A 14,063-nucleotide genomic window follows, 5' to 3' on the forward strand; every position below is an offset into this window, starting at 1 on the left:
GGGCTGGCTAAACATCGCTGGCCCATGTGCCTTTCTGTTTATGTTCCCAAGAGGTTTTTGATGGATATCATTCTCCAGCAACTGGTTAACGGGCTTTCCCTTGGCTCCGTGTATGGGCTTATTGCGATTGGGTACACCATGGTTTATGGGATCATTGGTATGATCAACTTCGCCCACGGCGATGTGTACATGGTGTCCGCGTACGTCACGGCAATTGCGATTGCATTGCTTTCTTTCTTTGGTATTGAGTCTTTTCCTGTTGTTATCCTAGGTACACTCATTTTTACGATTTTTGTGACTGGCGTTTATGGCTGGGTGATCGAGCGTGTGGCTTATCGTCCTTTGCGCGGCTCTAGTCGTCTTTCTATCTTGATTTCAGCCATCGGTATGTCGCTGATTTTGCAGAACTATGTACAAATCAGCCAAGGTGCAAAGCAGCAAGGGGTGCCAACGTTATTGTCTGGTGCAATTCGTTTTGACGTGGGTGATGGCTTTGTACAGCTGACTTATATGAAGCTGTTTATTTTGTGTGCTTCCTTTGTTGGTATGGGCGTACTGACCTATATCATCCAGAAAACCAAATTAGGTCGTATGTGTCGTGCTACTCAACAAGACCCTAAAATGGCGTCTATCTTGGGCATCGATACCGATAAGATCATTTCAACCGTATTTGTTATTGGTGCCACTATGGCAGCTTTAGCTGGTGTTCTTGTAACCCTTGATTATGGCGGTTTTGATTTCTATGTCGGTTTTATTATTGGTATTAAAGCCTTTACCGCTGCGGTATTAGGCGGCATTGGTTCGTTGCCTGGCGCTATGTTAGGCGGCATCATTCTCGGCCTGTCTGAAGCCTTGTTTGCTGGCTTGATTAGCTCAGATTATAAAGACGTTTTCTCTTTCTCTTTGCTAGTCATTATCTTGATCTTCCGACCAAGTGGCCTGTTGGGTAAACCTGAAGTGGAGAAGGTGTAATGAGCCAAGCCGTGGTAAGTATTAATTACAAAAAAAGTGTAATAGATGCCGTTATTGCAGGGTTATTGGCGCTCATCGTCTTTGGTCCCATTGTCGGCATTGTGCTTGATGGTTATGCCTTTAATGCAGAGCCAGAACGTCTGATGTGGATTGTTTTGACAGTGATGGCTGGTCGTTTGGCCGCTTCTGTCTTTTTCCAAACATCTAAAGGTGCTGCATTCCTATATAAACACAGTTCAAAAGAGGAAGGTGTGCATGTATTGCCACCAGGTCATAAATCCAAATTACGTTGGATTATTCCTCTGACCATTGTCATTGCTTTACTCGTGCCCTTTATTGCTTCGAAGTATATTTTGACTGTGGTGATTTTAGGACTGATTTATGTCTTATTGGGTCTTGGCTTGAACATAGTGGTTGGTCTTGCTGGGCTATTGGATTTGGGTTTTGTGGGGTTTTATGCCATTGGTGCCTATGGGTTGGCATTGGGCTATGAACATCTAGGATTAGGCTTTTGGTCTATGCTGCCTATTGCCGCCATTATTGCCGCCATATTTGGGGCTATTCTTGGTTTTCCTGTGTTGCGTATGCACGGTGACTACTTGGCAATTGTTACTCTGGGCTTTGGTGAAATCATTCGTTTGGTGTTAACCAACTGGACGGAACTGACGCAAGGCCCTAATGGTATGAACGCGCCTTTGCCAACCTTCTTTGGAATGGAGTTTAAGCGTCGTGCTAGTGAAGGTCATGTGCCTTTCCATGAATTTTTTGGTATCCCTTACAGCTCCGCTTATAAATATATCTTTATTTATTTGGTGTTGTTGTTGGTGGTGTTAGGGGTTCTGTACGTGAAAAAACGCCTCACCAAAATGCCCATTGGTCGTGCTTGGGAAGCCTTGCGTGAAGATGAAATTGCCTGTCGTTCATTGGGTTTAAATCACGTGTTGGTGAAGCTGTCAGCGTTTATGATCGGTGCATCCACTGGTGGTCTGGCTGGGGTATTCTTTGCTACCTACCAAGGTTTTGTTAACCCTTCATCCTTTACTTTCTTTGAGTCGGCATTGATTCTCGCCATTGTCGTATTAGGTGGAATGGGCTCGACCTTGGGTGTGGTCATTGCCGCTTTTGTTCTGACCGTTGCACCTGAATTATTAAGGGAATTTGCTGACTATCGTGTGCTTGCTTTCGGTATGTTGATGGTGTTAATGATGATTTGGAAACCTCGTGGTCTAGTGCGTATGACTCGTACTGGTGTAGAGCAGCGTGAGGGGAATGTAAAATGAGCCAAGACAGTATCTTAAAAGTAGACAATTTGGTCATGCATTTTGGCGGCATTAAAGCGTTAAATGACGTGAATTTTGAAATCAAGCGTGGTTCTGTTTCAGCATTAATTGGTCCAAACGGTGCGGGTAAAACCACGGTCTTTAACTGTCTGACTGGTTTCTATAAAGCCACTGGCGGCAACATTATGTTGGATGCTTGTGGTAAAACCACCAGTGTGATTCAAGTCTTGGGCGAACCTTTCCAAGCGAGTGACTTTATTAATCCGATCGCTTTCGCCAAACGCCTTAAATACAAAATGTTTGGTGGTTCACACTTGGTTAATCGCGCTGGTTTGTCGCGTACTTTCCAAAACATTCGTTTGTTTAAAGAAATGTCGGTGGTTGAAAACCTGTTGGTGGCGCAACACATGCGTGCAAATCGCAGCTTGGTCGCCGGTATTTTGAATACCAAGGCGTTCAAAAAATCAGAAGAAGAGGCACTTGAGCGCGCTTTTTATTGGCTTGGCGTAGTGGATTTGAAAGAGTTTGCTAATCGCTTGGCTGGAGAGCTTTCCTATGGGCAGCAACGTCGTTTGGAGATTGCGCGTGCCATGTGTACCAATCCAGAAATCGTTTGTCTGGATGAGCCTGCAGCGGGCCTTAACCCTTCTGAGACAGAAGCCTTAACTAAGATGATTCGTGTTTTGCGTGACCAACACAATACGACGGTATTGTTGATTGAGCATGACATGGGCATGGTCATGAATATTTCAGATTACATTGTGGTACTGGATCATGGCGAAGTCATTGCAAAAGGTGGTCCTGAGGATATTAAGTCGAATCCAAAAGTCATCGCGGCTTACTTGGGAGCAGAAGAAGGTGAAGAGGTGACGTTATGAGCAGCTTGATGGAATTTAAAGAGGTTGATGTTCATTACGGTCCAATTCAAGCTCTGAAGAAAGTTTCTTTGTCAGTAAACGAAGGGGAAATCGTTACGCTAATTGGGGCGAACGGGGCGGGTAAATCGACTTTGCTGATGTCGATATTTGGTCAGCCAAGGATTTCCTCTGGTGAGATTATTTATCGCGGCGAAGACATCTCCAAAAAGTCATCACACTATGTGGCTTCGCATGGTTTGGCACAATCGCCAGAAGGTCGACGTATCTTCCCAGGGATGAGTGTGGAAGAAAATCTGCTGATGGGGACCATCCCAATTGGTATGGACCATGCGGAAGAAGACATGCGGAAGATGTTTGACTTATTTCCACGTCTAGAAGAGCGTCGTAATCAACGTGCCTCTACTATGTCTGGTGGTGAGCAACAAATGCTAGCGATTGCTCGAGCCTTGATGAGCCGCCCGAAGCTGCTGCTATTGGATGAGCCTAGTCTGGGGTTGGCCCCCATTATTGTGAAGCAGATCTTCGAGATTCTGAAAGACGTTGCTAGTACGGGGATGACCATTTTCCTAGTGGAGCAGAATGCTAACCATGCTCTGAAGCTAGCTGATCGTGGTTATGTCATGGTGAATGGTGAGATTCGTATGTCCGGGACCGGTGATGAGCTGTTAGTGAACCCTGAAGTAAGAGAAGCTTATTTAGGCGGTCACTGAGTCAAATAAGTGTCAATAAAAACGACGTCTTGTTATGCACAAGGCGTCGTTTTTTTATGGGTGTGAATAACTGTTTGGGTTTTCAACAGCATTATTAAACATGGATGCTCAGGCTCTAAACAACTGTCCTGTCATTATGTCTTTCACTTGAGAGGGTTGATTGGCTTGTCCGAGCGGTGCTTGGTAAATGGCATCGATCTTGTCGCCAAAGTAATGATTAACCTCTGCTGTTGTCATGGCTGGTTCAAGCCCTGCTGGGTTGGCGGAGGTGGATACCAGGACACCACCAAATGCGCGGCAAAGCCTTTGTACTGGCTGGTGTTGTGTCAGTCTGATGGCAACACTCTGGTGCTCACCACGTACCCAACTTGGAGTGATTTGAATGTCTGGAACAACCCATGATGTTGGGCGATCGGTGGTGCTTATTAAGCGTTGTGCTGCCTCTTCCGTCAAGGTCTTCATCCATGGTTGTAGCTGAGAAGGTTCGCCAGCAATGAGGATTAAACCCTTGGCTTCTGGTCGAGATTTTAACGTTAAGATTCGCTGCACTGCCGCTTGATTAAATGGATCGCATCCTAGCCCCCAAACGGCTTCTGTAGGATAGGCAATCACACCACCTTGTTGGAGGAGGTTGGCAAGTTCAGTCGTGGAGGTTAGGAGTTTCATGATAGACCAGTAAAAAACGTTGGAGAAAGGAAATGAATTGTAGCGATAATGATTGATATGAGCCAGTATTGGCTGGACTTAAAGCCTCAGCCAATGGGTAGTTTAAGAGGAAAACTGAGTGTTACGACATGGCATCAATTTTTTCTTTGATTTCGTTAATTTTGCTATTAACGACTTTTTCAAGGTGTTCTAGTTCTTTGATTAGATCTTCTTTAGACGCTTTGCTTTCATGTTGTTTGCCAACGATTTGTTCCAGCTCTTCCATGGCTCTTAGCACAACTAGGGAGGGCTCTTGTACTTGACGGTAAGTTTGTTGGCCGCCATCTGCTAATACTGTTTTGGTTGAGCGTCCAAACTTGAATTTTTTACTCTTAGGTAACAAAGAGCCTTTTTCGCGGCGGTAGTAGATTTTTAAAACGTCATGGCCAGCTTCATAGCGTAGAGTGAATTTTTCAATGTCTTGAAGGCTGGTGATGCCCATTGACTGAAGTGTTGGATACATATGAGTTTTCCCTATTTTTAGTGTACAAAGCGTATCCTTAATTAGTATGGGATTGTGGCCGGAAAAGCAAGTTTAAATTGGCTTGAAGATAACAAGAAGCCAGTCACCTTGATGTGACTAGCTTCTTGTTTGAAGGAGGAAAGAATTACTCGTCGTCCTGCTCAGCGTGATCTATGTTGAGCTCTTTGATTTTACGAGTCAGGGTGTTGCGCCCCCAGCCAAGTAATAACGAAGCGTCGCGACGGCGGCCACCAGTGTGAGCAAGTGCCGTTTCAATCATAATGCGCTCGAATTTAGGCACGGCTTGATCAAGGATGCCTTTTTGACCTGTGGCCAAGGTGCTGTCGACCCAGTTCTTCAACGCTTCTTCCCAAGAAGAGAAAGGTTGCTCATTTGGAACAGCGGTTAACAACTCTGGTGGCAAGTCTTCGACTAGTACTTCACGACCTGATGCCATAACAATTAACCAGCGGCAGGTGTTTTCCAACTGACGAACATTACCTGGCCAGTCTAGTTGAGTAAGGTAGTTTTCCGTTTCTTTTGTTAGCTGTTTAGGTTCAACCGACAGTTCTTCAGCGGCGCGACTCAGGAAGTGGCGAGCCAACTTTGGAATGTCTTCGCGACGCTCAGCCAGTTTAGGCAGGTGGACACGGATAACATTTAAACGGTGGAATAAATCTTCACGGAAGGAGCCTTTCTGTACCAAGGTTTCGAGGTCCTGGTGTGTGGCTGCAATGATACGCACATCCACTTTAACAGGCGTATGGCCACCGACACGGTAAAACTCGCCATCGGCTAGAACGCGTAATAGACGAGTTTGCGTTTCAGCCGGCATGTCACCGATTTCATCTAGAAATAATGTCCCACCATTGGCTTGCTCAAAGCGACCACGTCGCTGTGTGTTTGCTCCGGTAAAAGCGCCTTTTTCATGACCAAACAGTTCTGATTCAATCAAATCATGTGGAATGGCGGCCATGTTTAAAGCGATAAAAGGATTAGCGGCTCTTGGACTGTGGGTGTGCAGAGCTTGGGCGACCAGCTCTTTCCCCGTGCCTGATTCGCCGTTAATCAGTACGGTAATGTTAGAGTTCGCTAAACGGCCAATGGCACGAAAGACTTCCTGCATCGCAGGGGCTTCACCAATGATTTCTTTATCGACTTGTTGCTCGACTTCTTCTTCCATGTCTTCTGTACTGGGCATGGCGTTTTTATGGTGGAGCATGGCGCGTTTCACTAGGCTAACCGCTTCTTCAACATCAAATGGCTTTGGCAAATATTCAAATGCACCGCCTTGGTAAGATGCTACTGCACTCTCTAAGTCTGAGTGTGCTGTCATAATGATGACAGGCAAATAAGGGTAGTCACTTTGCAGCTTTTCAAGCAGTTTTAAACCGTCCATTCCTGGCATGCGAATATCACTGATGATGGCGTTGGGCTGCTCTTTGTCAATCATGTGTACTAGATTTTCAGCGGAATCAAACAGACGACATTGAATGCCTTCTTGTTCTAACGTTTTTTCTAAAACCCAGCGAATGGAGCGGTCATCATCAACAATCCATACGGTTTCTTCAGTTGTCATAAGTGTTTCTCCTGCTCTTGGACTGTCGTCTCAATGGGTATTAATATGTTGAATTCTGTGCGTTGTGGTTCGCTGTTGCACTCCACAATGCCTTGATGTTGGTGAATCACGGATTGGGCGATAGAAAGGCCTAATCCTGTGCCATCGGCACGGCCACTGACCATGGGGTAAAATAAAGTGTTTAGAATGCTGTCTGGAATACCTGGGCCGTTATCTATTATGCTGATTTTGCAGACTAAACGATGACGCTTTGAGCCAATAGTGAATTGGCGTAAAGTGCGTGTCACGATTTGAATGGTTTTGTTGTGATTGCTGTCATCGGCCATTAAGGCTTGCATGGCATTTCGAGTAATGTTCAGCAAGGCTTGTATTAATTGAGATTCGTCACCGACTAGGTCTGGAATACTTGGATCGTAGTCTCGAATGAGCTTAATTTGATTATCGGTTTCAACGGAAATCAATTGTCTGACGCGCTCAATGACTTTGTGAATATTCAGTTCTTTATTCTTGGGTAGTTGGCGTGGCCCAAGTAAACGGTCAACTAAATCTCGTAATCGATCTGATTCCTCGATAATCACTTGGGTGTAATCTTTTAACGCTTCATCTGTAAAGGCTCGACTGATCAATTGCGCTGCGCCGCGAATGCCGCCTAGCGGGTTTTTGATTTCGTGAGCTAAGCCTCGTACTAATTCTTTACTGGTTTCATGGTTGGCAATGATTTCATCTTCTTTCGAGATGCGCTTCATTCTGTCTCTTGGGTAAAGTTCAATGATCAGGCTTTCGGTAAAATTAGAAGAGCCCATCACTGGGGTGACGGTGTAGTCACAGAACAACTTTTTGCCATTGCTGCATTCAATTTCGGCCTCGCGCTTAGTAAAAGGGTGGCCGGATTCGATGGCTGACATTAAGGCTTCAATGCTTTCTTCACCTTCACGAAAAGCAGCACTTAAGTCATTTCCATAGATGCGACGACGACTGACCGCTAATAACATTTCGGCGGCTGGATTAAGGTACTCAATCTCTAATTTGCTGTTTAATTCAACCACTGCCGTGGATAAATGATCTATTAATAAACTGTACACACTCATCGCCTCTTTTCTGACCTTAATCTAACTGCAAAAAACGAACCAACATTGGGCAATCCAAAACCGCTTATTTATCAAGTCTTTTATTTTTCATGCAGGGGATGTTTGCACAATTATAGTGCATTTGACGGCGGGTGAATTTTCTAGTGCAAAAAAAAAGCCCCGATCTGTGTCGGGGCTTTTGAATCAGAAATTATGACGGATTACACGCTGTAGTAAAGATCGAATTCTACAGGGTGAGTTGTCATAGAAACGCGCAATGCTTCTTCTGTTTTCAGGTCGATATAAGCATCGATCATGTCATCAGAGAATACGCCACCTTGAGTTAAGAACTCACGGTCTTCGTCTAGACACTTAAGCGCTTCTTCTAGGCTGCCAGCCACTTGTGGGATAGCCAATGCTTCTTCTGCTGGAAGATCGTAAAGGTCTTTGTCAGCGGCATCGCCTGGGTGAATTTTGTTTTTGATACCGTCAAGGCCAGCCATCAACATAGCGGCAAAAGCTAGGTATGGGTTAGCGGTTGGATCAGGGAAACGTGCTTCAATACGCTTACCTTTAGGGCTTGCAACGTACGGAATACGGATAGAAGCAGAACGGTTACGAGCTGAGTAAGCCAGCATAACAGGCGCTTCAAAACCAGGAACAAGACGCTTGTAAGAGTTAGTTGAAGCGTTGGTAAACGCATTCAATGCTTTCGCGTGCTTAATGATACCGCCAATGTAGTAAAGGGCTGTTTCAGATAGGCCTGCATATTTGTCACCAGCAAATTGGTTAACGCCATCTTTCCAGAAAGATTGGTGAACGTGCATACCAGAACCGTTGTCACCAACGATAGGTTTAGGCATGAAAGTCGCTGTTTTGCCGTAAGCGTGAGCAACGTTGTGTACGCAGTACTTAAGCACTTGTACTTCATCCGCTTTTTTAACCATAGTGTTAAATTTAACACCGATTTCGTTTTGACCAGCGGTTGCTACTTCATGGTGATGAACTTCTACTTCTAGACCCATTGTTTCCATCGCGCCACACATTGCAGAGCGTAGGTCGTGATGAGAATCTACAGGTGGTACTGGGAAGTAACCGCCTTTAACGGTAGGGCGGTGACCCATGTTACCGCCTTCGATTTTAGAGTTAGATGCCCACGCGGCCTCTTCTGCATTGATTTCTACAGAACAGCCTGACATGTCAGCTTTCCAACGAACGTCGTCAAATACGAAGAACTCTGGCTCAGGACCAAAGAAAGCCGTGTCGCCAAGACCTGTTGATTTTAGGAATTCTTCCGCACGCAATGCAACAGAACGTGGGTCACGGTCATAGCCCTGCATAGTAGAAGGTTCGATGATGTTACAACGAACAATAACAGTAGGCTCTTCAGTGAAAGGATCGATAATAGCCGTATCATCCTGTGGCATCATGATCATGTCTGATTCGTTAATGCCTTTCCAGCCAGCGATGGAAGAACCATCAAACATCTGACCATTTTCAAAGAACTCTTCATCAACAGTAACAGCCGGAATTGAAACGTGCTGTTCTTTACCTTTAAAATCAGTAAAACGAAGGTCAACCCACTTCGCGTCATGCTCGGCAATCAAGGCAAGGGTCTTGTCTGACATAGTTATTCTCCAGTCGTTGTTAAAGCAAAATAGCTTTTCGTTTGATAGTGCTTCAATGCAAAGCACGATTTCCCCAATATAAAGCACAAGCTGTGCCAGAAGTTTGTGCGAATGAAAAAAACCATAAAAAACAAACAGATATACTTATAGGTTATTTTTTGTGCACAGAATGGTGACTCCTTAAAGGGCGCGATATGATCATATTGCACCAATTGGGGTCATAAAATTGATTGATGTTTCTTTTTGGTGCGAATATAAAGTTTTCGTATCCCTGTCCTTTTCTTTATAATGCGCTCTCTTTTTAACCACTTGGTATTTAACCCGCAAGCTCTATGAAATTTATCGTTAAGTTCTTCCCTGAAATTACCATCAAAAGTCGTCCTGTCAGAAAAGCGTTCATCAAACAGTTGAGACATAATCTCAAGTTGGTGTTAAAGAAATATGACTCGGAGGTGGTGGTCGCAGGAAACTGGGACTTCATCGAAGTATTGTCTAATCGTGATGAGTTACGTGAGGATTTTACGGATGCGCTTTCACGAGTGGCTGGCATAGCTCACTTCCAGTTTGTTCGAGAGTTCCCTCTGACGACCTTGGATAACATTGTCGATGAGGCGTTATCTTCCTATGCGGAAGATCTAAAAGACGCAGTGTTTGCGGTGAGAGTAAAACGTGTCGGTAAGCATGACTTCTCTTCTGTTGAAGCTGAGCGTTATATTGGCGGGTGTCTAAAAGCCAAAAGTGGTGCGCTGGGTGTGCGCTTGAAAAATCCAGATGTCTTAGTCCCAATTGATATTCGCGATGGTCGAGTTTGGATGATTGAACAACGTATTGAGGGGCTAGGTGGTTACCCATTAGGGTCACAAGATTCTGTTTTGTCACTCATCTCTGGTGGTTTTGATTCAACCGTAAGTTCTTACCTGACCATGAGTCGCGGGCTTAAAACGCATTTTTGCTTTTTCAACCTGGGCGGTGATGCCCATGAAATTGGTGTGAAGCAAGTCTCGAATTACATTTGGGAAAAATACGGATCTTCATTGAATGTTAAGTTCATTACCATTCCTTTCGAGGCGGTTGTTGGCGAGATTCTGACCAAGGTCGATAATTCCGAAATGGGTGTCGTACTGAAACGTATGATGCTAAGAGCGGCGTCAGAAGTCATGGCAGGCGTTGGGGCCAAAGCCTTGGTAACGGGTGAAAGTGTGGCGCAGGTTTCCAGTCAAACTTTAATCAATTTAAAAGTCATCGATCAGGTAACCGATGAGTTGGTAATTCGTCCTCTTATTACGACTAACAAGCAAGAAATCATAGATAAAGCGATTGAAATTGGAACCGCGCCGTTTGCCGCTAGTATGCCAGAGTTTTGCGGTGTGATTTCAGTCAAGCCGACCACGCGAGCCAAGATGCATCGCATTGAACGTGAAGAAAGCAAGTTCGATTTTGCGGTACTAGAAAAGGCGGTGGAAGATGCGCGAGTGATGTCGATTCAAAATGTGATGGACGATGTGGAGAAGCAGTACCAAGGCGAAGTACCTGTGGTACGCATGCCGGTTGGCGATGAAATCATCATCGACATTCGTCATCCTGATGAGGCAGAAAGAAGGCCATTAAAAGTCAGTGGACGTCCTGTTAAAGCCATTCCTTTCTTTGCGCTGGAATCTGGCTGGTCCGATATGCCAGCGGATAAGACTCACTTATTCTACTGTGGCAAAGGCGTAATGAGCCGTATCCATGCGTCTTATCTACTAGGGAAAGGCTATAGCAACGTAGGTATTTACCTTCCTTAAATCGTTTCCATTATTGAAAAAGCCAACTCCTTGAGTTGGCTTTTTGGTTTTATAAGGCAAGGTTAGTTGTGTTTCTTTAATGCCAAATAATTGTCTATGCCATTAATGCGATCTTCCGCATGATGGTTAACATACCAATATAAATCTCTATTATACCCTCTTTGCAGAAGACACTTTAGCTCCCACGGAAAATGAACTTGTTGAGGTTGTTAAAAAGGTCTTGCTTGATAAATGATCATCTGTAAATTAAGATGACCTATTATTAGGTCGATTAAAGGTGCTTTTAAATGACTTCTAGAATCCTTTCCGACGTGGCTGCAAGCATTACTGAATTTAAAGCCAATCCGATGAAAGTTGCTGCAAGTGCTCACGGTAAAGCCGTTGCGGTATTAAATCGCAATGAACCTGCATTTTACTGTGTCCCTGCTGAAGCTTATGAAGCCTTAATGGATAAATTGGAAGATATGGAACTGGTAGCAATCGCGAAGGAACGCGCTAATGAAGAAAGTATCTCAGTCAGCATCGCTGACTTATAAACTCGAATTCAAAAAGAGCGCCTTGAAAGAGTGGCAAAAACTTGGTGCTACGCTGCAACAGCAATTTAAGAAAAAACTGATCGAACGTTTAGACCATCCACATGTTCCTGCTTCAAAGCTTTCAGGGGCTGACAATCTTTACAAAATCAAATTACGCCAATCAGGTTATCGCCTTGTCTACGAAGTGCGAGATGATGTCGTTATTGTCACTGTGCTTGCAGTAGGAAAACGGGAGCGTAATGAGGTTTATAATAAGGCGATGAAGCGAGTTTGATTTTTAGGCTAAAATTGTTAAATTATATCTTTAAAAAAGGATTGACTAATGAAAAATGAAAACAAATGGGCGTTTGATGAGAATTCATTTGCTTTCAATTTTTTCCTTCAATTTATTATCTATATTATTTGTGCTGTTTTAACGTTTCTAACAGGGTTGATAGTATCAATCCTATGCGGTGATTTTACTCATTTAGGAAGAGCTGGAGCTGTTATTACATTGCTTGCAATTTCAATGGCTTATAGAGATTTCTATGTGGATCTGCGTAATATGAGTTTTGAGGAAGTTGTTAAATTTCTTGGTAAAGAAAAGTTATTTGAAATGTGGGCCTCATCATTTATTCATAAGAAAAAAGATAGGCTTGAAAAAATTAAGCCAGGATTTAATGAAAAAGATGCTCTCGAATTTTTAGATAAAATGAATAGCGTAGATGGGCTTAATAAATATGGCGAAGATGCTTTTATAAAAGCATGGCTTAAAGAAATGTTAGATATATGGTCTAAAAAACTACGAGGTTGGGAGTTTAAAATGTTAGGGCTTGGTACTTTTTTATGGGCTTTTTCTGATTTAATAAATAATTTTCTAGGGTGATAAAAGGTAAGATATGTTTTAAAGTATACCTCATCGAGATAGTATATTCATTTAGTGAATCAAAATTCAAAGCCAACTCCTTGAGTTGGCTTTTTGGTTTTATAAGGCAAGGTTAGTTGTGTTTCTTTAATGCCAAATAATTGTCTATGCCATTAATGCGATCTTCCGCATGATGGTTGACGTAGAGCACGGTGGTTTCTGATCCGGCGCAGATTTTCTCGATTAAGGCTAAGACCAGTTGGCGGTTCATGTCGTCTAGGCCGAGGCAAGGCTCGTCCAGTATCAGTAGGGGTGGGTGTTTGACCATGGCGCGAGCGATGAGTAACAAACGTTGGTCGCCGTAAGAGAGTTTGTTAAATGGCTGATCTGCTCGATCACTCATGCCTAATAAAGCAAGCCATTGATCCGCGATGGCTTTTTGCTTATCGCTTGGTTTAGTGTACATACCGATGCTGTCGTGAAGCCCTGAAATGATCACATTTCGACAACTGGTGCTGACGCGGTATTCCCATTGCAGTGATGTTGAGACATAACCAATAAACTGTTTTATCTGCCAGATGCTTTCACCGTTGCCTCGTTGAAAACCGAAGACGAAAATATCATTCACATAACATTGTGGGTGATCACCAGTGATCAGAGATAACACGCCTGTTTTGCCACTGCCATTTGGGCCGCTAAGCTGCCAATGTTGCCCTTTTTCAATCGTCCAATTGAGCTTATCGACAATAACCGTGTCACCGTACTTTATGGTGATGTCTGTTAGTTTCACAAGCGGTTGGTTTGGATCAAGTTCGGGCAGTTGGTTTGCCGCGTCAATGTCTGGGATGGTTAGCTTGGTGGTCTTTAGGTGGAACAGTTGAGCGAGTTCCTCGAAAGCTATTTTATCTTGTTTATCAATGGTTAATGCTAGACGACCAGAATCGATAGCGGCATCGTTGTGAGACTTTTCCATATAGGCTACATGGGTGATAAAGTCAGGCATTTCATCAAAACGATTTAATACCAATACCATAGGTATGCTGTCTACAATGGACGCAAGGTGATTTTGCAGCATCGTTAAAGTGTCAGCATCTAAGCCATCAAATGGCTCATCTAGAATCAGTAGATCGGGTTGACTACAGAGGGCACGAATCAGCATGACCTTGCGGGTTTCCCCAGTTGATAGCTTGCGAAAAGCGCGATCTTGTAGCGTTTGAAGGCCGAATTTTTGAATCAAGTCGTTGGCTAAATCGGAATCTTGACAATTCTCAAAGAGGATTTCGTGAACTGGTGTCCCTTCTGAAATCACGTCCATGATGTCGGCATCGTCTTTTTTTAACTCGCGGGCGATAAGCTCTGCTTGTGCTTCAAAAGAAACCAAGGCAGGGCGTTTTGGCAAACCCGTTATGGTGCCATGTTTAACGTCGCCAATACCGGCCAGTAGGGCGGCGAGGGCTGACTTTCCTGAGCCATTCGAACCAGTAATTACCCAATGTTGGTTAGCTTGTATGGTCCAATGAATGTCATTCAGTTCAAAGTCTTCATTAAAGTCGACGGTGAGCTGGTTTAAATGAATGTTGGAGTCCATATTCGCCTTCCAAAAATTAAATGAGTTAA

General features: G+C 44.0%; 14 protein-coding genes. 8 read left to right on the plus strand and 6 right to left on the minus strand.

What is annotated here, in order from left to right:
• The first annotated feature begins 60 nt into the window (after positions 1 to 60).
• The 4 genes from ACHUFM_RS09545 to ACHUFM_RS09560 are packed head-to-tail and all read left to right on the plus strand — an operon-like array spanning position 61 to position 3,840.
• A complete protein-coding gene (locus ACHUFM_RS09545; protein WP_394181769.1) occupies positions 61 to 972 on the plus strand; it encodes an ABC transporter permease subunit in 912 nt (303 codons plus the stop codon).
• A complete protein-coding gene (gene livM, locus ACHUFM_RS09550; RefSeq protein WP_394181771.1) occupies positions 972 to 2,252 on the plus strand; it encodes a high-affinity branched-chain amino acid ABC transporter permease LivM in 1,281 nt (426 codons plus the stop codon). The genes ACHUFM_RS09545 and livM overlap by 1 nt, the downstream gene beginning before the upstream one ends.
• Entirely contained in the window at positions 2,249 to 3,130 is an 882-nt protein-coding gene (locus tag ACHUFM_RS09555; protein WP_394181773.1) for an ABC transporter ATP-binding protein, read from the plus strand. Before livM ends, ACHUFM_RS09555 begins: the two co-directional genes overlap by 4 nt.
• Positions 3,127 to 3,840: an ABC transporter ATP-binding protein gene (locus tag ACHUFM_RS09560; RefSeq protein WP_113873348.1), complete on the plus strand. Its 714-nt coding sequence runs from the start codon at positions 3,127 to 3,129 to the stop codon at positions 3,838 to 3,840. Before ACHUFM_RS09555 ends, ACHUFM_RS09560 begins: the two co-directional genes overlap by 4 nt.
• 108 nt (positions 3,841 to 3,948) lie before the next feature.
• Here ACHUFM_RS09560 and tsaC read toward each other — a convergent pair whose 3' ends face one another.
• The 5 genes from tsaC to glnA all read right to left on the minus strand — a co-directional run bounded on the left by tsaC (position 3,949) and on the right by glnA (position 9,282).
• Complete coding sequence (gene tsaC / locus ACHUFM_RS09565; RefSeq protein WP_394181775.1) at positions 3,949 to 4,506, minus strand: L-threonylcarbamoyladenylate synthase type 1 TsaC; 558 nt, start codon at positions 4,504 to 4,506, stop codon at positions 3,949 to 3,951.
• Positions 4,507 to 4,627: 121 nt separating this feature from the next.
• A complete protein-coding gene (locus tag ACHUFM_RS09570) occupies positions 4,628 to 5,008 on the minus strand; it encodes a DUF3461 family protein (RefSeq protein ID WP_394181777.1) in 381 nt (126 codons plus the stop codon).
• A gap of 145 nt (positions 5,009 to 5,153) precedes the next feature.
• Complete coding sequence (gene ntrC / locus ACHUFM_RS09575) at positions 5,154 to 6,587, minus strand: nitrogen regulation protein NR(I) (protein ID WP_013797468.1); 1,434 nt, start codon at positions 6,585 to 6,587, stop codon at positions 5,154 to 5,156.
• Positions 6,584 to 7,669, minus strand: coding sequence for a nitrogen regulation protein NR(II) (gene glnL, locus ACHUFM_RS09580; protein WP_113873714.1), 1,086 nt, complete (start codon positions 7,667 to 7,669; stop codon positions 6,584 to 6,586). The genes ntrC and glnL overlap by 4 nt, the downstream gene beginning before the upstream one ends.
• 206 nt (positions 7,670 to 7,875) lie before the next feature.
• Complete coding sequence (gene glnA / locus ACHUFM_RS09585; protein WP_394181780.1) at positions 7,876 to 9,282, minus strand: glutamate--ammonia ligase; 1,407 nt, start codon at positions 9,280 to 9,282, stop codon at positions 7,876 to 7,878.
• 332 nt (positions 9,283 to 9,614) lie between these two features.
• On the opposite strand from glnA, the gene thiI reads away from it, so the two are divergent.
• From thiI to ACHUFM_RS09605, 4 genes are all read left to right on the plus strand, one after another.
• Complete coding sequence (gene thiI, locus ACHUFM_RS09590) at positions 9,615 to 11,066, plus strand: tRNA uracil 4-sulfurtransferase ThiI (RefSeq protein WP_394181782.1); 1,452 nt, start codon at positions 9,615 to 9,617, stop codon at positions 11,064 to 11,066.
• A 287-nt stretch (positions 11,067 to 11,353) separates the two neighbouring features.
• Positions 11,354 to 11,602 (plus strand): type II toxin-antitoxin system Phd/YefM family antitoxin, encoded by a 249-nt coding sequence (locus ACHUFM_RS09595; protein WP_394181784.1) that lies wholly within the window; start codon positions 11,354 to 11,356, stop codon positions 11,600 to 11,602.
• Complete coding sequence (locus ACHUFM_RS09600; protein WP_463514357.1) at positions 11,565 to 11,876, plus strand: type II toxin-antitoxin system RelE family toxin; 312 nt, start codon at positions 11,565 to 11,567, stop codon at positions 11,874 to 11,876. Before ACHUFM_RS09595 ends, ACHUFM_RS09600 begins: the two co-directional genes overlap by 38 nt.
• A 48-nt stretch (positions 11,877 to 11,924) precedes the next feature.
• Positions 11,925 to 12,467 carry a hypothetical protein gene (locus ACHUFM_RS09605; protein WP_394181786.1) on the plus strand — a complete coding sequence of 181 codons (543 nt, stop codon included), beginning with the start codon at positions 11,925 to 11,927 and terminating at the stop codon, positions 12,465 to 12,467.
• A gap of 112 nt (positions 12,468 to 12,579) precedes the next feature.
• Here the strand turns inward: ACHUFM_RS09605 and modF are convergent, their stop codons facing one another.
• The gene (gene modF / locus ACHUFM_RS09610) at positions 12,580 to 14,034 is read right to left on the minus strand and encodes a molybdate ABC transporter ATP-binding protein ModF (protein ID WP_394181788.1); all 1,455 of its coding nucleotides are present in this window, start codon (positions 14,032 to 14,034) and stop codon (positions 12,580 to 12,582) included.
• Positions 14,035 to 14,063: the final 29 nt, after the last annotated feature.

The organism is Marinomonas posidonica, from assembly GCF_043643765.1.
Lineage (GTDB): Bacteria > Pseudomonadota > Gammaproteobacteria > Pseudomonadales > Marinomonadaceae > Marinomonas > Marinomonas posidonica_A.